At 42.4% G+C, this 17,917-nt stretch carries 16 protein-coding genes; all 16 read left to right on the top strand.

The window, feature by feature from the left end; all coding sequences use genetic code 11:
- The first annotated feature begins 173 nt into the window (after positions 1–173).
- The 16 genes from glmS to MKY19_RS26920 all read left to right on the top strand — a co-directional run bounded on the left by glmS (position 174) and on the right by MKY19_RS26920 (position 17,624).
- Positions 174–2,006, top strand: a complete 1,833-nt coding sequence (glmS, locus tag MKY19_RS26995; protein WP_042192067.1) for a glutamine--fructose-6-phosphate transaminase (isomerizing) — start codon at positions 174–176, stop codon at positions 2,004–2,006.
- 132 nt (positions 2,007–2,138) lie between these two features.
- Positions 2,139–2,378: a hypothetical protein gene (locus tag MKY19_RS26990; RefSeq protein WP_339798800.1), complete on the top strand. Its 240-nt coding sequence runs from the start codon at positions 2,139–2,141 to the stop codon at positions 2,376–2,378.
- Between the two features lie 520 nt (positions 2,379–2,898).
- The gene (locus tag MKY19_RS26985) at positions 2,899–3,453 is read left to right on the top strand and encodes an RICIN domain-containing protein (RefSeq protein ID WP_076285552.1); all 555 of its coding nucleotides are present in this window, start codon (positions 2,899–2,901) and stop codon (positions 3,451–3,453) included.
- A gap of 412 nt (positions 3,454–3,865) precedes the next feature.
- Positions 3,866–4,684, top strand: coding sequence for a helix-turn-helix domain-containing protein (locus MKY19_RS26980; protein ID WP_339798796.1), 819 nt, complete (start codon positions 3,866–3,868; stop codon positions 4,682–4,684).
- A gap of 24 nt (positions 4,685–4,708) precedes the next feature.
- Positions 4,709–5,884, top strand: a complete 1,176-nt coding sequence (locus MKY19_RS26975; protein WP_339798793.1) for an MFS transporter — start codon at positions 4,709–4,711, stop codon at positions 5,882–5,884.
- Positions 5,885–6,148: 264 nt separating this feature from the next.
- Positions 6,149–6,520, top strand: a complete 372-nt coding sequence (locus MKY19_RS26970) for an iron chaperone (RefSeq protein ID WP_339798791.1) — start codon at positions 6,149–6,151, stop codon at positions 6,518–6,520.
- A gap of 295 nt (positions 6,521–6,815) precedes the next feature.
- The gene (locus MKY19_RS26965; RefSeq protein ID WP_339267351.1) at positions 6,816–8,567 is read left to right on the top strand and encodes a sensor histidine kinase; all 1,752 of its coding nucleotides are present in this window, start codon (positions 6,816–6,818) and stop codon (positions 8,565–8,567) included.
- Complete coding sequence (locus MKY19_RS26960) at positions 8,564–9,367, top strand: response regulator (protein ID WP_042192060.1); 804 nt, start codon at positions 8,564–8,566, stop codon at positions 9,365–9,367. Before MKY19_RS26965 ends, MKY19_RS26960 begins: the two co-directional genes overlap by 4 nt.
- A gap of 63 nt (positions 9,368–9,430) precedes the next feature.
- Entirely contained in the window at positions 9,431–10,690 is a 1,260-nt protein-coding gene (locus MKY19_RS26955; protein ID WP_339798788.1) for an extracellular solute-binding protein, read from the top strand.
- Positions 10,691–10,902: 212 nt separating this feature from the next.
- On the top strand, positions 10,903–12,300 hold the full coding sequence (locus MKY19_RS26950; protein ID WP_076300954.1) for an ABC transporter substrate-binding protein: 1,398 nt from the start codon (positions 10,903–10,905) through the stop codon (positions 12,298–12,300).
- A 62-nt stretch (positions 12,301–12,362) separates the two neighbouring features.
- A complete protein-coding gene (locus MKY19_RS26945; protein ID WP_339798784.1) occupies positions 12,363–13,349 on the top strand; it encodes a sugar ABC transporter permease in 987 nt (328 codons plus the stop codon).
- Positions 13,339–14,193 (top strand): carbohydrate ABC transporter permease, encoded by an 855-nt coding sequence (locus MKY19_RS26940; RefSeq protein ID WP_042192048.1) that lies wholly within the window; start codon positions 13,339–13,341, stop codon positions 14,191–14,193. Before MKY19_RS26945 ends, MKY19_RS26940 begins: the two co-directional genes overlap by 11 nt.
- A 196-nt stretch (positions 14,194–14,389) precedes the next feature.
- A complete protein-coding gene (locus MKY19_RS26935) occupies positions 14,390–15,355 on the top strand; it encodes a glycoside hydrolase family 43 protein (protein ID WP_339798782.1) in 966 nt (321 codons plus the stop codon).
- A gap of 572 nt (positions 15,356–15,927) precedes the next feature.
- Complete coding sequence (locus tag MKY19_RS26930) at positions 15,928–16,467, top strand: hypothetical protein (RefSeq protein ID WP_339798780.1); 540 nt, start codon at positions 15,928–15,930, stop codon at positions 16,465–16,467.
- Between the two features lie 174 nt (positions 16,468–16,641).
- Positions 16,642–17,175 (top strand): hypothetical protein, encoded by a 534-nt coding sequence (locus MKY19_RS26925; protein WP_339798778.1) that lies wholly within the window; start codon positions 16,642–16,644, stop codon positions 17,173–17,175.
- Positions 17,176–17,387: 212 nt separating this feature from the next.
- On the top strand, positions 17,388–17,624 hold the full coding sequence (locus MKY19_RS26920) for a hypothetical protein (RefSeq protein WP_339267333.1): 237 nt from the start codon (positions 17,388–17,390) through the stop codon (positions 17,622–17,624).
- The last annotated feature ends 293 nt before the right edge of the window (positions 17,625–17,917 follow it).

Below are 17,917 nucleotides of genomic sequence, written 5' to 3'. Positions count from 1 at the left end.
TGCCACGGCAGAGAAGAAGGCTGTGCATTTCATGAACATAAGATGTAAGTGACAGTTTATTTTGTTGATCCAAAAATACAACAGAATATTTGCTTTTTCTCAAAAACATGCCGCACGGCACGTTTCTTTCCTTATGCCGCCACATTACGATAACTCGGACGGGGGAAATAATAATGTGTGGTATTGTAGGATATATTGGTAATCAGAATTCGCAGGGGATCTTGGTTGAAGGTTTGAAGAAGCTGGAGTATCGGGGATATGATTCCGCTGGTATAGCTGTATTCACTGGGGAAGGACTGCAGGTAGTGAAAGCACAAGGCCGTTTGGCGAATCTGCAGTCGAAGCTGGAAGGCAGCCCACTGGCAGGTAGCGCAGGTATCGGACACACACGCTGGGCAACTCACGGTAAACCATCCGATGAGAACTCCCATCCACATACGGATAACAGCATGAAGTTCTCTGTCGTTCATAACGGTATTGTCGAAAACTATCTGGATCTGAAAGAAGAGCTGATCGCTGGCGGATGCCACTTTGTCTCCGAAACAGATACAGAAGTTATTTCACACCTGATTGCTCGCGAATATGATGGAGATATCGTGAAAGCTGTGCAAAAAGCGATTACCTTCATGCGCGGTGCTTTTGCATTAGGCGTCCTGACTGAATATGAACCAGATAAATTGGTGGCTGTGCGTCAAGCAAGCCCGCTCATTATCGGTCTTGGCGAAGGAGAAAACTTTATCGGGTCAGATATTCCTGCACTGCTTGAATATACCCGTAACGTATATATTTTGAACGACGGCGAAATGGCAGTCTTGACAAGAGATGCTGTCGAACTGATGACGATTGAAGGAAACTTTATTTCTCGGGAAATGATTACTGTCGATTGGGATGCAGTTACCGCAGAAAAAGGCGGCTACGAGCATTTCATGTTGAAAGAAATTCACGAGCAGCCTAAGGCTTACCGCGACACTATGCGTGGTCGTATTAATGCTGAAGGCAACAAGGTTGTTTTGCCAGAGTTGAACATCACAGAAGAACAAATCAAGAACATCCGTAACATCCAAGTTGTTGCTTGCGGAACGGCATACAACGCTGGTGTGGTAGGACGTACTATGATCGAATCTTTGGTTCGTATTCCAGTAGAGAATGACATTGCTTCGGAATATCGTTACCGTTCACCAATCGTGACCCCGGAAACTTTGGTTATCGTTGTCAGCCAATCCGGTGAGACTGCAGATACTTTGGCAGCTCTTCGTGAAGCGCAAGCTAATGGTGCACATGTTCTGGCAATCACAAACGTAGTGGGCAGCTCTATTGCTCGCGAAGCGAATGATGTGTTGGTAACCTTGGCAGGTCCAGAAATTGCTGTTGCCTCGACCAAAGCCTACACTTCACAATTGGTCGCTTTCGGATTGTTTGCTCTTTACTTGGCTGAAGTTCGCGGTACACAAACCGAAGCTCAAGTGGCTAAGATTCTAGCAGCTATGCAAGCTCTACCAGAACAAGTGGAAGAGATCCTAGCTCAAAAAGAAGCGATCAAAGGTTATGCAGAGCAAATTTCTGAGCACAAGAACCTGTTCTTCATCGGCCGCGGCGTAGACTATGCAGTTGCTCAAGAAGGTTCCTTGAAGCTGAAAGAAATCTCTTATATTCACTCCGAAGCTTATGCTGCAGGTGAATTGAAACACGGTACATTGGCTCTGATCGAGGAAGGCGTTCCGGTTATTGCCCTGGCAACTCAGGAAGCTGTGCTTGAGAAGACCGTCAGCAACATCAAAGAAGTGAAAGCTCGCGGCGCAGACGTGCTTGCGATCACTCACCAAGAGCATTTGACTGACCTGCTTAGATCAGTGGATCAAGTGTTTGTTATTCCTAAGACATTGCCAATGCTGACAGCAGCGTTGTCTGTAGTACCTCTGCAATTATTGTCTTATTATGCTTCTCTTGCGCTGGGTCATGATGTGGATAAACCACGTAACTTGGCGAAGAGTGTTACTGTGGAGTAGGAATTGTTGGGAATGATGATGTAATGTCTGGTGAAAAAAAGTTAGGAACCAGTAAATAAAGTTTAGAACCGCTAAAGTCAGTCCCGATGATGCTCATGATATCATCGGGATTTTTCTATATAGGGAGTTATTATGTCAACTATTGGAGATAGAATTAAAAAGGGTGGATTTAAGCCAGCCTTAGATATTTTATTGGAAATAAATAATAAACCTAGCTTGGATTTATATTGGTTGTTATATGGTGAGAAACAAACAACGAGACAGAAAAATAATGCTGAAGGGAAATTTAATATAAAAGAAACTGACATGATTGAGAATTTTGATAAGCTGAATTTAGATGATCAGGACGAAATAATTGAATTTTTTAAATGAAAGTAAGCCGTTACATATAGATAGGAATAAAGTTTTTGATTATTGAATAAGAGGATTAGACTAACTGCAGTCGCCACAAGGGCTCAAGCTAGTGCTATTCCATTAAAGAGAAGTGACTCACCGGAGCAAAATCAAAATCCTCGACTCGACAACCTTGCCGTCATTGCAACTCAGCTCCAGTGCCGCCAGCGGATACATTCCGACATGTACCATTTCAACATTGTTCTCTAGCTTAACATGTTAACCTAGAGGATTTAATTGACATCTATTTTGTAAACAATGTATAATTAAGGAATATTTACCTATATTTTAATTAATTTCTTCTAGATCTATTTCTATGAACCTCATTGCGAGCGCTCGCCTTCAAACAATAGAAATAGAACCCCATCATGCGATTTGTTGAAATGGGTATTAATTACTTCTTAACAAAGGAGGCGACATTCTAATCTTCTATAATGGCAGTTTGATTGGGAGAAGTTGAAATCTGACTAAATGAAAATTAAAGGAGTGGACTTATCTTATGAAACGGTTATTCAAGAGTAAATGGTTGATAGCGATTCTGGCACTTGTATTTATTGGATCCGCAGCACCTGCTGTATTCACTCAGACGACGCATGCTGCCGGCACGCCGAACCCTCATGTCATTATAAATGTAAATAGCAATAAAACATTGGGAGTCAGTGGATGGGATAAACAAGCGGATGGCGCGCTTATCATACAATGGAATTTTAATTGGAATTCCATTGTTAATGATCAAAAATGGTATTTGGAAGCTCTAGGAGACGGCTATTATCACATCAGAAACGTAGAAAGCGGAGATTTACTGGAAGTCAGCGAATCGTCTACATCCGATGGTGCTAATGTGATTCAATGGCCGGATAATGGGGGATGGAACCAACAGTGGAGAATTATTCCAACCAATCAAGATAGAGGTGACTCGTCGTATATTATCAATCGAGGTAGCGGCAAGTATTTGGATATGTCGGGACAATCGACATCCGACGGAGGACAGGCTGTCCAGTGGGATTTTAATGGCGGCGCCAATCAGCGTTGGTTCATTCCGCCTGCATCGTAACACATATGAAGCTAATGCCGCGCCGTTTCTATACTTAGAAACGGCGCGGTTTTTTAGATAGAGAAATCCAAGTTGACACATAAATGCAATCACTAGCGTTGCATAGTTCTAGATTGACGTTGCTTCATAAGCTATAGGGCAGGATAGATTAATAAATACCGAGAGGATGCCGTGATAAGTGGCATCCTTTTGTTTCGCTAAAGGACAGTTTGGCTATAGCTAGTGCTACAATTGGCATGAGGGAAATTTCTTGAATAAATGAGTTGTTAAAATGAGCAAAACGAAAGTAATGGCATACTTCAGCAATTTTAGGGAGGATATTCCATTGAATTATAAAAGCATTCTCATCCTTGACTTTCCCCTGCACGGGAAACTGTATACTCACATTATGTTATAGATTGGAGATGATATTTTGTTCAAAATCAGTGTATTTTCCAGGCTAAGCAAAGTCTCCTTAAAAACACTGCGCTATTATGACCAGATTGGCATACTAAAGCCGAGAAAGGTGGATCACGATACTTGCTACCGTTACTATTCCGCAGATCAGCTACTAGAGCTCAACCGAATCTTAATCTATAAGGAATTGGGTTTTACATTGCCCCAAATTAAACAGCTGCTCCAGGAAGATATTACATTGGAGAATATTCAAGGGATGTTTAAGCTGAAAAGAAGCGAAATACAGCAAATCATCGATACGGAACAAGCCAAACTCGTCAGGATTGAGGAGCGTATGCAGCTTATAGAAAAAGAGGGGCAATTCGAAACGGGTCAAGAAATCAGAGTCAAAGCAGAGGGTGCTCAATTATTTCTTTATCAGAAAGCATGCGGGAAAGAAGAGGACATTCCGGATTTGCTTCGTCAATTTGATCAGTTTATAACGACGGAAACTCGTCAATTAATTCAAGGTCCTCAGGTTGTTTTGTGGAAAGAAGTCGAAGGAAAAGAGGATGAGTTTGAGTTTGAAATCGGGTATTTTTTAAACTCTGAGCTGCGATCATTTCCAGAACCGTTTCAGCTACGGACTCTTCCTCCTGAACCGATGATGGCCACAATGGCTTTTCACTCAAATTCTAATTTTGATTGTGCGGCCTGTGTTCATTTAGCGAAATGGATTGAGAAAAACAACTATCAGATCAAGGAAAACGAATCGGGTAGGGAACTATATTTACCGTTATCTCCAGAACGAGATGCACAATTCATAGAAATACAAATTCCCATTATAAATAGATAACTGAAGAAGGTGGAGTGGGGGAAATTGAAAAATAAACGGATCATTTATATTCTGGCACTGGCTGTTTTTCTGATTGGAACCATTGAATATATTATTACGGGAGTTATTGAGATGATCGCTGTGGACTTGGGAGTATCTACTTCAGAAGTTGGATTATTGGTGACTGTGTTTGCTCTCTCCGCAGCCATTGTCACTCCGGTTTTGATTGCATTAACGATCAATGCAGATCGCAAGAAACTACTAATGACCACCCTTGGTGTGTTTATTGCCAGCAACGGACTTATGTTTGTAGATCTTGCTTATGAAACAGTACTATGGATACGTATTATCCAAGGGGCTAGCGGAGGAATCGCTACTGTTGTAGCCATGGCAATAGCGACACGACTCGTTGAAAGAGAAAAAAGGGGCAATGCCATCGGTATCATTTTGATGGGGCTTAGCAGTTCGCTAGTGCTCGGTGTTCCTGTGGGCACATTTTTTAGTGAGATGTTTGGATGGAGAGTGCTATTTGTTTTAATTGGATTATTAAGTGTTCTTCCATTACTTATCATCTATAAAAAGGTTCCGGCAATAAAAGAAGAAGAAAAGGTTACCCTTAGAATGCAGCTCTCTATTTTAAGAAATCCAACCATTCTGATGGCCTTGGCTATTACGTTATTTTATGTCGGCGGCTATTCTACACTGTTTACTTATATTACTCCTTTCTTGCAAGCCACGTCCTCTCTTTCCATGACCGAAATTAGCGGTGTTCTGTTCCTGGCGGGCATTTGCAGCTTTGTCGGATCAAGGCTGGGCGGACAATTGGCAGATGCAAAAGGATCGAAATTCACCATTTGTCTCGGACTCCTGTTACAAGGGGCAACTCTTCTTTTATTCGCTCTAGCCGGTGTCAATCTCTTGGTATTAATCTTGGTTTTAATGATTTTTATGTTAGCAACGTGGAGTATTTCCCCGGCCCAGCAACTGTATCTGGTTACTCTGGCACCTCGAAATCCGGACATTGCCCTTAGTGTAAATACTTCGTTCATCCAATTTGGTTTTGCACTGGGATCTGGATTAGGCGGGCTAGTCATCAGTCGTACATCTGTCCTATATTTGAATTGGCTGGGCTTTGCCGCTGTAAGCATAGCTTTACTTCTTGCCATCTTACTATTTAAAAAAATGAGCAGTAGGACTGGAACTCCTATTGTTACTAGATAAATACGAAATGGACTGAACTAGGGTGAAACTAAAATGATATTCCGTCTTATTGAAGTGAGACAATCATGTATTCCTCATCTCTTAGAGTGAGCAATGATGTTTCTATTTTCCACCCTAAATGGTGTATAAGACAGTATAACTCTTAAGTCATAACGTTATAAAAAGTTGCACCCTATCACCCCGTTGGATATGATTATCTAACGGGGTGTTTTTTTTGTAACTACGCCTGAGCAAAAGGCGATTCTGAGGTTAGGAGTGATCGACATGGAGGTTTTTGCAGACTATTTAGCGCAAATTGATAACCCACAGCATCGGGAGCGAATGGAAGAGGTGTTGGCTTGGGTAACTAAGAAATTCACAGATTTAAAACCAAAAATTGCGTGGAATCAGCCTATGTTCACTGATCACGACACCTATATTATTGGCTTTAGCGTATCCAAACAACATATGGCTGTTGCGCCTGAAATCGCAGGAATTAATCATTTCTCAGATGCAATTGTACAGGCAGGCTATGATCACACCAAGCAGTTGTTACGGATCCGATGGGATAGTCCGGTTGATTTCTCATTACTTGAGAAAATGATCGAGTTTAACATTATGGACAAGGCAGAGTGTTCAACTTTTTGGCGAAAATAAAAAATTAGTTAGCCTCGATGATGAATACATCATCGGGATTTTTTTAATTAGGAGTAAGACACTCCTACATAAAAGGTTGCTAGAAATGGAGCTAATTACCCCGTCTGTCGGTATGGGGGGCGAAAATATTAGTTCTTTTTGTCGAATCCATAATTCTTTCTTAGCGGATCATTAGCAAACATGCTAATATAATGACTGAAAAGGTTGAAAGCCCTTACTTTTTTACGCATAGGGGCGATCATCTCATGTTCACATGATAAAGAGGGGAAGAGACTGCATGCGGCGGATACTGTCGATGTTAAAGTTAAATACGCTGCGAAATCAAATGTTGCTCGGTTTTCTCGCCGTCATGCTCATCATTCTGACGTTCGTTGGAGGGATTACGTTCCATTCAGTCTCGACGCTACTCAAGAATAATGCGGAGAAGCATATTCAGCAAACCGCGATTCAGGCTAACGGCCGTTTGGAAAGCGTTCTCGAACAGATTAATTCTCTGACGACGCTGGTCTCGACTAACGATTATATCCAGCAACTCCTTTTACGCGATATAGAGGGTCATCCCGCTACCTTTACGGAACGGCAAGCGCTGCCATCTATTATCAATCTGGTCCAAATCTACACGGACGGCATCAAATCTGTTGAGCTTTATAATAAAGACGGAGTGAGGCTGTATCCTCTCGACGGCAGCACCCTTAGAGATAAGGTACCCGAAGATTGGATCGAAATGGCGACGAGAAAGGAAGGTAGTCTCGTTTGGTTCGGTATTGATCCGCTCGATCCTACATCGCTTGTGGCGATTCGACAGATCAGCCTTATTGATCGGCATTTCACAACTGGAGGCTATTTACTCATTCGCTCAGACCGAGACAAGTTTGCACTTAAAGACTCTTTATCCGGGGAAGGGGACGGAGAAACAGTATTACTCCTCGCTCCTGATGGGCAGTTTATTACGTCTAACGATGACAGTATTTCACAAAAGACAGCAGCAAAGCTGGTGGAGGAATCTGACGATCAGAATGTTTCCATCGGCAAACGGTCCTTTATCGTTGTCAAACAGCGGTCTTCCGTGACAGGATGGACGCTACTCATCTTAACCCCGGTTAACGTCATCACCAAGGGGATTTCGGTCTTGCGGACGACCATTGTCGTATCGGCCTTGATGGGTACCTTACTGTTCACCTTGCTTTCGTTTTTCCTGTCTATACTTATTACCAGGCCTGTGTTCAGGTTGATCAAAGCTATGAGAAGTACCCGTCTAGGCATCCTGAAGCCTATCGAGAATGTATCGTCCACTATGGAAATCCAGGAACTGAATTATTCCTATAACAAAATGGTTGATAATATCAACGAGCTGATCCAGTTAGTTTATGAGAAGGAGTTATCCCGGAGTCATACGGAGTTGAAGGCACTTCAAGCGCAGATTAATCCGCATTTTTTGTTCAATACCCTAGATGTTCTGTACTGGTCACTGTTGGATAGGGATGAAGATCAACTGGCAGAGTATGTTGTTGCCATGTCTGATTTATTCCGCTATACGATCACCGGCTCGAGTAAAGGGGGATGGGTGAAGTTACAGGATGAGCTGGAGCATGTAAAGCGATATTTGCTTATTATGAAGATGCGATTTGAAGATCGCTTGGAGTGGGAAATTGAGGCTCCTTTTGAATTTTCGAATGTGGAGTTACCCCGACTGTTGCTGCAGCCCCTTGTAGAGAATGCCGTATTGCATGGGGTCGAGAGCAAGATTGAACCGGGATGGATAAAGCTAACGGTTGCTGGAGATGAAGAATGGGTCACCATTACGGTGGAAGATGACGGGATGGGAATGGACGAGGAGATGCTGCGCTCTCTTGTGGAAGGGCTGGATAGCGGAAAGGTATCTTCTTCAAAAGATTCCGGTGTCGGAATCGCTAATGTGCATAGAAGGCTTCAACTATTTTTTTCGAGAGAGAATGAGCAGGGTGCGGCAATGACCATCGATAGCCAAAAAGGTCAAGGCACCCGTATAAACATCAAAATTCCTGTTCGAGGAGACAAAATGCCATGAGAAGCCGAACAATTCTTATTGTCGACGATGAACCGAGATCTAGAGAAGGAATGAAGAAAATACTAGAGGTATGGGCAGCCGGTCATTATGAAATCCTTACGGCAAGTAATGGGATCTCGGCTATTGAAATTTTGGAGGAAATACCGGTGGAGCTCATGATATCGGATATCCGCATGCCGGGAATCAGTGGTCTTTCTTTAGTTAGCCAAATAAGGGATAAAAAAATACAGCGTCAGCCATCCGTTATTCTCATCTCCGGTCATGCCGAGTTCGAGTATGCTCAGCAAGCGATTCAGTTGTCCGTAGTTGAATATTTGCTCAAGCCAGCCAGTCGGGAAAAGCTAATCGCATCTGTGGAGAATGCCCTGAAGGCAGGGGAGGAGCAGGAACATATCGGCTTCATGCGGAAGATGGCTGATCCACAATTAATGGCCATAAGAGATGAAGATGCCGCATTAAGCGATCCGGTCCGTCAGGCGATAGACTATGTGGAAATGCATATAGAAGAGGCGATCAGCCTGCAGGAAGTAGCCGGACTTGTTCATCTGAACGGGAGCTATTTCAGTTCTCTTTTCAAGGAGCAATGCCAAATGAATTTCAGCGAATATGTCGCCCGTAGAAAATTGCAGAAAGCGAAGGAATTACTGTTGAAAACGAATCTGCCTATAGCGGAAATTGCCAGCCTTACGGGTTACCAGACGGTTAAATATTTCAACAAGCTGTTCAAGGAATACGAAAGAATGAGTCCAGGGCAGTATCGTTCTTCCATGAGGAATGGTATAGAAGCGAACATCCAATGACGGCTCGGCAAGGGGGGAATATCTACGAAGAGGATCGGATTATCCATCACCCTTTTCTTAACATTGTTGTTGATAACAACAGCTTGTAATGGGGATAAGGGGAATAGCAGCAAGAGCGACGGCGAGAAAATCACTTTAAAAATGATGCATCTATGGCCGGATAGCAATAACTCCGCGCAAAACAAAATGGTAAAAGAAATCATCAGAGAATTTGAAGAAGCTAATCCGAATATCACCATCAAGACAGAAGTTCTTGAAAATGAGCAGTATAAAAGCAAACTGAAGGTACTTGCCGCTTCCAACGATCTACCGGACATCGGATTCACTTGGGCAGCAGGCTTTATGGATCCTTATGTTAGGGGAGATAAATTTGCAGCCGTGGACGATCTTTTACAGGATGAGTTGAAAGGAAAATTCGTAGCTGGTACGACGGAGGGGTACTCCTTTGATGGGAAGACGTATGCCCTTCCTGTCGAACTAAATATAGTTCCGGTCTACTATAATAAAGAAATATTTTCAGAATTTAATCTGCAGCCTCCCCAAACCTTGGATGATCTCAAAGCGATCATTCGAACACTGAATAACAATGGCATAACACCGGTTACTCTTGGAGGCAAGGACGGTTGGCCGGCTTCCTTCTGGTACATGTATCTAGCTGATCGTATTGGGGGACCTAACCTGATGGATAAAGCTGTTGCGGATCAGGACTTTACAGATCCTTCCTTGCTAGAGGCTGCAAGACAAGTGCAAGAGTTGGTAAACCTGAACACATTCATCAAAGGCTACAACGGATTATCCAATGATGAAGCCAAGGTACAGTTCATGAACGGAAAGTCAGCCATGTTCGTTACTGGGACTTGGGAGCTGCCAGATTTCACGACCACAACAAATATAGCCCAAGAATTTAAAGTCAACATCGGTTATTTCAAGTTCCCGACAGTTGAAGGCGGCAAAGGCAACGTGGATGATTGGGTCGGTGGTCCGGGCACTGGACTATTCGTTTCCAAAAATTCTAAGCATGCTCTGGAGGCCAAAGAATTCGTCAGCTTTTTCGTTCAAAAGTGGGGAGAGCATTCTGTTGTCAATGCAGGCGTAATCCCGGCTACCAAAGTAGATACTGCGGCCATCAAGCTACCGCAAATGTTCATTGATCTATTAAACGAGTTAAATAAGGCTAATAAAGTAACTCTTTATCTGGATACACAAATGAAGCCAGTCGCATCTACTATACACATGAATCAGATTCAGGCATTGTTTGGTGAAGCCGTCACACCAGAAGAATTCATCAAGAAACAGGATGATGCGCTAAAAGCGGATAAGTAATGATCAGAAATATAAACAGATCATGGAGACACCAAGGGAAAGATCCCTTGATGTCTCTTTTTTTTGCGCTCTATAGAACTGAATCTAAAAATAGTGGAAGTTTTCCTAAAGAGGGTGTCCTTATGCTTAAGGATTGCAGGCTCTATAATAATGTATGCGGTTACAAAAAACCGAAGTAATAATACAAAAGGGGAGGCAAAGATATGAAAAGTATGAAACGTAGTTTAGTGGGGATCTCTACATTGCTCGTGATGTCATCTGCTCTCGCAGCATGTGGTGGGAACTCGAATTCTAACTCATCTAGCTCAAGCCCAACGACTGCACCAGCAGCCAACGCTACCGAAGCTCCATCAAAAGGAACAGGCGAGAAAGTCACTATCAATCTCTGGAGCTTTACAGATGAGATACCTAATATGACCAAGAAGTATATGGAAACTCATCCGGACGCGAATGTTGAGTTCAAAACTACAGTTATTGCAACCACCGACGGCGCTTATCAACCTGCGCTTGATCAGGCTCTGTCCGCTGGAGGAAAAGATGCTCCGGACATTTATGCAGCTGAATCAGCATTCGTACTCAAATATACACAAGGGGACGCATCCAGCTATGCAGCCAACTATTCTGATATGGGCCTTGATGACCAAATGGTTAAGGATGCTGGCATCGCGCAATACTCGGTTGATATCGGTAGCTTAGACGGTAAATTAAAAGCCCTCGGCTATCAAGCGACTGGTGGTGCCTTTATCTATCGCCGTTCCATTGCGAAGGATGTTTTTGGAACCGACGATCCAGCCACTATCAAAAATGAAATTGGACCAGGCTGGGATAAATTCTATGATGCAGCCGCGAAGTTGAAAGCTAAAGGATACGGCATCGTTTCTGGTGATGGCGATATCTGGCACCCAATTGAGAACAGCTCTGACAAAGGTTGGATTGTTGATGGTAAGCTTCATATCGATCCGAAGCGTGAAGAGTTCCTGGATCTTTCTAAAAAGCTGAAAGACAATGGCTATCACAACGATACGACAGACTGGACGGAAGCATGGTACGCGGATATGTCCGGTGCCGGTGCCCAACCGATCTTCGGTTTCTTCGGTCCTGCTTGGCTCATCAACTACGTGATGAACGGTCAAGTAAAAGACACGAATGGCGACTGGGCGGTTTCCGAACCACCGACAGGCTTCTTCTGGGGTGGCACTTGGCTGCTTGCCAACAAAGACGTTACCAAGGACGAAGCCAAGAAACAGGCTGTTGCGGACTTTGTGAAGTGGGTTACACTCGACACCTCCGAAACGGGACTCCAACATTACTGGGCTAACGGTACGATGAAGGAAGGCGAGCAAGGTACGAAGGACAGCGTTGCTTCCTCCGTTGTCATGTCGAAGTCAAACGGTGAAGTTCCACTGCTCGGTGGTCAGAACATGTTCGACGTGTTTGTACCGGCCAATGCAAACGCTTCAGGTAAAAACTTGACACAGTACGACGAAACAATCAACAAGCTCTGGCGTGATCAAGTGCGTGAATACACCGCGGGCAATAAGGACCGTGCCAAAGCGATCGAAACCTTTAAGCAACAAGTCAAAGACCAACTTGGCATTGAAAGCGAATAAGAAGGATTCGGAGGGGCGGGGGAGTAATCCCGCCCCTTCATATCAACTAAAGAGGTGAGAGCATGCGCCGCAAAAATGTGAACTATTCGAAATACGGTTATATTTTTACCTTTCCGTTTGTCCTGGCATTTCTGATTTTCTCACTGTATCCCATTTTATATACCGCAGTCATTGGATTCACCGATATGAAAGGAATCATACCAAAACCGATCCATATTCTTGATAATCCTTTTCAGAACTTCAAAGATCTTCTCTTTGATAATCCTTCGTTCCGGAAGTCTTTGATCAACACTGGATTGCTCTGGATTACTAACTTCGTTCCCCAGATGCTTCTCGCGCTCTTGCTAACGGCATGGTTCACGAATAAGCGTCTCAATATAAAGGGACAAGGCTTGTTCAAGATTCTGCTCTATATGCCTAATATCATCACAGCGAGTACGATTGCCGTGTTGTTCAGCACTTTATTCGCCTATCCGATGGGTCCTGTAAACAGTTTGTTTCAAATGTTGGGATGGACCGACGCTCCGGTGTTCTTCCTGCAGGATAAGACGACAGCACGGGGCATTGTCGCGTTCATCCAGTTCTGGATGTGGTACGGCAACACCATGATCGTCCTGATTGCTGGCGTTATGGGTATAAATCCTGCTCTCTTCGAGTCTGCATCGATTGACGGGGCTAACGGGTTTCAAACCTTCTTCCGCATCACACTGCCGAGTCTGCGTACGATATTGCTGTTCACACTGATTACATCGATGGTGGGTGGTTTGACCATGTTCGATATTCCGCAATTATTCCTTGCAGGTGGACCGGACGATTCTACACTTACCACGTCCATGTTTATCTACGGGCAAGCATTCAAGGGCAGCTATATGTATAATCGTGCAGCAGCAGCGAGCATGATCATGTTCTTGATTTCGGCAGTACTGGCTGGAATATTGTTCTATGTGATGCGTGACCGCGATGCGTCAAGACTTAAAAAAATACAAAAACAAAAGTATAGAAAAGCTGCTATAGCAGCCCGTGAGGGAGGTGTAACACATGGCAAATAATCAGAAAAGCGGAACCGTTAACCGAAAGATCAACAAGACAATTATCTATGTTGTTTGCATCTCTTTGGCGGTGCTCAGTATCCTGCCGTTTTGGATCATGTTTGTAAATGCCACACGCTCTACACCGGAAATTCAAAGCGGACTTTCTCTGCTTCCTTCGAGCCACATGATGAGCAACCTGAGAGTGTTGCTCGATAAGAGCTTCGATCCGCTTCAAGGGTTCCTAAATTCATTTATTATTGCCAGTTCTGCAACCCTCTGTACAGTCTATTTCTCGTCCTTGGCGGCCTATGGGCTCGTCACTTACAGCTGGAAGCTACGGGGGCCATTCTTTACCTTTATCATGTGCGTGATGATGATTCCTTCCCAAGCAAGCGCAATCGGATTCTATCAGTTCATGTATAAATTACATTGGACCAACAATTTTCTCCCGCTGATTCTACCAGCAATTGCTGCACCGGCGGTGGTGTTCTTCATGCGCCAATACTTGCTCGCAACTCTGTCGATAGAGATCGTGGAAGCTGCGCGTGTAGATGGGTCTGGTGAATTCTTCACTTTCAACCGGATTATCTTACCGCTGATGATGCCGGCAGTAGCAACACAAGCTATCTTTGCCTTTGTGGCTAACTGGAACAACCTGTTCATGCCGCTGATATTGCTGACACAGAAGGAGAAATATACTATGCCAATCATGGTAAGCTTGCTCCGAGGTGATATCTACAAAACGGAGTTTGGCTCGATCTATATGGGTCTGGCTTTGACGGCTTTACCGTTGTTTATAGTTTACTTCTTGTTATCCAGATACATTATCGCGGGCGTGGCACTTGGTGGCGTCAAAGAATAACCCAGGCAAGCTAGCTTCGAATAAGGCAGCACCGTGGAACCAATCAATTCCAATCTAGGCCTGTTGATTAGCTAAATTAGTCTACTCATGTTCTGATATTTCTCGCAGAAACGGAACCGTCCCTATGAGGACGGTAAAATCCATTTCTGCTTGGCTAATCAACAGGCGTAATCTCAATCAGGAGGAGAGTCCTATTATGGCAACAAAAAATGAACCGTTAGTTACCCATCTCTATACAGCCGATCCCTCCGCTCATGTATTTGAGGGCAAGCTGTATATTTACCCATCCCATGATATTGACCATGATGGACCTACGAATGATAATGGTGACCAATATGCGATGGAGGATTATCATGTGTTTTCCTTGGAAGATCCTTCATCCCCCTGTGTAGATCACGGAGAGGCGCTTCATCTTCGGGATGTGCCTTGGGCTTCGAAGCAAATGTGGGCGCCCGATGCCGCGTACCGGCAGGGGACGTATTATTTGTTTTTCCCGGCCCGGGACAAGGAAGGTATTTTCCGTATCGGAGTGGCTACGTCAACTTCTCCGTCTGGTCCTTTCCAGGCTCAAGAAAGCTATATCGAAGGGAGCTTCAGCATCGATCCCGCCGTATTCGTGGACGAGGATGAAAGAGCCTACATGTATTTTGGCGGCTTATGGGGCGGACAATTAGAAAAGTGGCAAGAAGGTATTTTTCAACAAGATGCGGTAGAAAAGGGCTCAGAGGAACCGGCTTACGGTCCTTGGGTGGGCGAGCTGAGTGAAGACATGCTGTCATTCAAATCTGACCCTCAGGAGATCTCCATTATTGATGAAGAAGGGAACTCAATCCTTGCGGGTGATGAAGACAGGAGATACTTCGAGGGTCCATGGATGCACAAGTATCAGGGGAAATATTATCTCTCATACTCCACGGGTACAACCCATAAGATTGTCTACGCGGTAAGTGATAAACCTTGCGGACCCTTTGTTTTTCAAGGAACGATCCTGAATCCAGTCGTTGGCTGGACGACCCATCATTCTATCGTGGAATTTAACGACAAATGGTATTTATTCTATCATGACGCATCGCTTTCTGGCGGCGTGGACCATAAACGCAGTATGAAATTTACGGAGCTCCATTATGAAGAAAACGGCAAAATCCGGTCGGTAATGCTTTAATTGAACGGCTTATTTTCAATTTTTACCTACTCTGAGGATCTTTATGTGTTAGATCTATAAAACGTTCATAATCCTAGCGGAAGACAGTCTATTGGAGTCCGTCTAATGTGAGGGAGATTTATCCGCCTTGGTAGGAATATCATGGAAATGCTTCTCAAAAATACCCTAAGGTGTACTACTATAAAGTGGGCAGACCGAAACAATAAACCTCTTTCTACAATAAAGGTTATTTTTTTTACAAAAATAATACTAATTTTCCTGATTGTGTCTCTCTGAATCGAAATATGATTTCTATGGAATTGCGGAAGCACCGGAAGACAGATCACTCTAATGAGTGATTTGTCTTTTTTATTTGAATTTTCAGTACACGATATTCAATATTTTGAAAGGTAAATGGATTGATGAAGGCGAACATATACTGATTAGTTCTCAAGTTAAGTTGGATTATGCAGAGAATCGAGATGTGATTGTAGAAACAACTATATGAAGTTTGAATCAAAGCGATTAGAAATGTTTCTGGTAGGAGAGGGGAGGATAATTGTTGTACCGTTAAAAATATAATTCGTAGGAGAATGATGATGAATATTTTTTTTGCCCCAGCGGATGATTTTAAAGAGCAACTAATTAGTATTGTTGTATTGGTATTAATATGTGGCCTCTTATTCACCTTTTTTTTTCGAAAAAGAGAAGGAAGATGGGAGCACACAGGGCTTTTCGTTGACTTTGTAAAGATAGTTTTCTATGGTTTACTTGCCTATCTTACTCTTTATTTGCAATATGATGAATCTACAAGATCTTTTAGGTTAAGCTTAATTAATAGAAAACTATCTCTAGGCGAAATGCTGGTTATACTATTGGCAGTACTTGAAGTTGTGGCGAATATTGTAGGTATGATCATCAGAATTGGAAATATACTCAGATCCAATTCAAAACATTTCGATAGAGTATTTGAAAACATTGAAGAAAATAGAGTTGAACAAAATCAAAAAAAACAATTAGAAATAGAAAGAAAAAATAATAAGGAACTTGAAGAAAAACAATTTAAAGAAAGACTCATTGCTATCAGGAACGAAAGATTAAATAAAATTAAACAGAAAAAAAAGTGCATATAATATTGGAAGCTATGTAACGAGGGTATTTCCTTCTGGCTAATTTCGGGTCGACACGCCACCACTAGGTCTGTGTGGATTATTATCAGAAAAGATGATTCAGTGGACACATCTGAAATTCGTCGGAATGTTTGAATACCAGAATGTTATATGAAATCGGGAAGGAAAGGAAATAATATGTTAAACACACACACAATAACAAAGTTTATTGGATTAGGATTATTTTTTCTTGGGTATTGGACAATAACAGGGTTTCTAGAACTAGAGACAAGATTTGTACTGAGTTTTTCAGTATCTGGATTTCTGTTTATTTTATTTGATTTTCTGAATTTTGGGCTCGAGCGATTAAAAAAGTCAAAACAAATAACCAAATATTTAATTTATAAACTCAAAGCTTACAAATATTCCAGTCAAATAGCTTTATTACTTTCCGTTTTATCTATTGTCGTTTTACCTCATTTACCTATTAAGTGGGAATCAGAAATTATTCTGCAGATAAACGATTCTATCGTACTTTTAGGTTTAGGAATCGTAATGTTTTTAATTGGCCTTAAATCTGATGCTGAATTTGATGATATGTTAGATAGAATTAAAGCAGTCACAAACAATATCCATGAACCCGAAGAAAGACATAATAAGTCTTTGAAACAACTTGAAATAGAATTAGAAGATATTAAAAGATTATTGAATGAAAAATCTAATAAAATTTAAGTTTTACAGGGAAGCCTCCAAAATCATCTAACAAATCATTCCTACATAGTTCACTAACGCTCCCTAGATCGCCGAGGAGATTTACGGAGTAGTAAAATCGGGCGACACATCCAATCGGCTAAGTGGCAGAGAATCTGTTCCCTTTGGTTACTTAAGCTGCTTAAACGTCAGCCGGACTTATTATTAGATTTTTAAAAAAACAGAGGTGTTTTATGAGCAAATACGGAGAAGCGGCTGTGAAAACAGTTCAATACATAAAAGAAAATAAATTAGAAAGTCCCAAAATAGCTTGGGAGATTATTGCTAAAGAGATCTTCGGGGAAGGGACTGCATCACAAAAGAAGGGCTGTCCAAGAACAATGTTTCTAGGATTATGTGAGACAGGAATTGTAACAGGTATACCTGATGGAGCTTATACAACATCACAAAAAACAAAGAATACGGCTTGAAAGCCTTAGAATTTATTAGGAAGAACCCAGATTTAATACAGGATAAGACAACCCTATGGCTAAAAACGATAGGACATGAAAAAAAGGTACATAACTCACAGATGGATGTAGTAATAGAACTTTGGAAGAGTCAAATGATTGAATAATTTAGTGGAAATTTAAAAGAGAGGGGAAGATTGTATAAAATAAACCCTTGCCTTTTAAATGTATTGAAGTTATTATGGATTCGTAAAGTCTATAATAAATGGGTGGGATTCGCTCTTTTTTTGGGGGTATTACAGATAACATAAGTC

Source organism: Paenibacillus sp. FSL R5-0744 (assembly GCF_037972555.1).
Taxonomy (GTDB): domain Bacteria; phylum Bacillota; class Bacilli; order Paenibacillales; family Paenibacillaceae; genus Paenibacillus_AQ.
The sequence above is the reverse complement of the archived record's forward strand: the minus strand, read 5'-3'. Positions and strand labels throughout refer to the sequence as shown.

What these genes read in the sequence shown, in the direction of transcription:
- MKY19_RS26990 (WP_339798800.1), top strand. Translation starts at nt 2,139, where the DNA reads ATGTCAACTATTGGAGATAGAATTAAAAAGGGTGGATTTAAGCCAGCC.
- MKY19_RS26960 (WP_042192060.1), top strand. Translation starts at nt 8,564, where the DNA reads ATGAGAAGCCGAACAATTCTTATTGTCGACGATGAACCGAGATCTAGA.
- MKY19_RS26970 (WP_339798791.1), top strand. Translation starts at nt 6,149, where the DNA reads ATGGAGGTTTTTGCAGACTATTTAGCGCAAATTGATAACCCACAGCAT.
- MKY19_RS26920 (WP_339267333.1), top strand. Translation starts at nt 17,388, where the DNA reads ATGAGCAAATACGGAGAAGCGGCTGTGAAAACAGTTCAATACATAAAA.
- glmS (WP_042192067.1), top strand. Translation starts at nt 174, where the DNA reads ATGTGTGGTATTGTAGGATATATTGGTAATCAGAATTCGCAGGGGATC.
- MKY19_RS26925 (WP_339798778.1), top strand. Translation starts at nt 16,642, where the DNA reads ATGTTAAACACACACACAATAACAAAGTTTATTGGATTAGGATTATTT.
- MKY19_RS26965 (WP_339267351.1), top strand. Translation starts at nt 6,816, where the DNA reads ATGTTAAAGTTAAATACGCTGCGAAATCAAATGTTGCTCGGTTTTCTC.
- MKY19_RS26935 (WP_339798782.1), top strand. Translation starts at nt 14,390, where the DNA reads ATGGCAACAAAAAATGAACCGTTAGTTACCCATCTCTATACAGCCGAT.
- MKY19_RS26940 (WP_042192048.1), top strand. Translation starts at nt 13,339, where the DNA reads ATGGCAAATAATCAGAAAAGCGGAACCGTTAACCGAAAGATCAACAAG.
- MKY19_RS26930 (WP_339798780.1), top strand. Translation starts at nt 15,928, where the DNA reads ATGATGATGAATATTTTTTTTGCCCCAGCGGATGATTTTAAAGAGCAA.
- MKY19_RS26950 (WP_076300954.1), top strand. Translation starts at nt 10,903, where the DNA reads ATGAAACGTAGTTTAGTGGGGATCTCTACATTGCTCGTGATGTCATCT.
- MKY19_RS26945 (WP_339798784.1), top strand. Translation starts at nt 12,363, where the DNA reads ATGCGCCGCAAAAATGTGAACTATTCGAAATACGGTTATATTTTTACC.
- MKY19_RS26985 (WP_076285552.1), top strand. Translation starts at nt 2,899, where the DNA reads ATGAAACGGTTATTCAAGAGTAAATGGTTGATAGCGATTCTGGCACTT.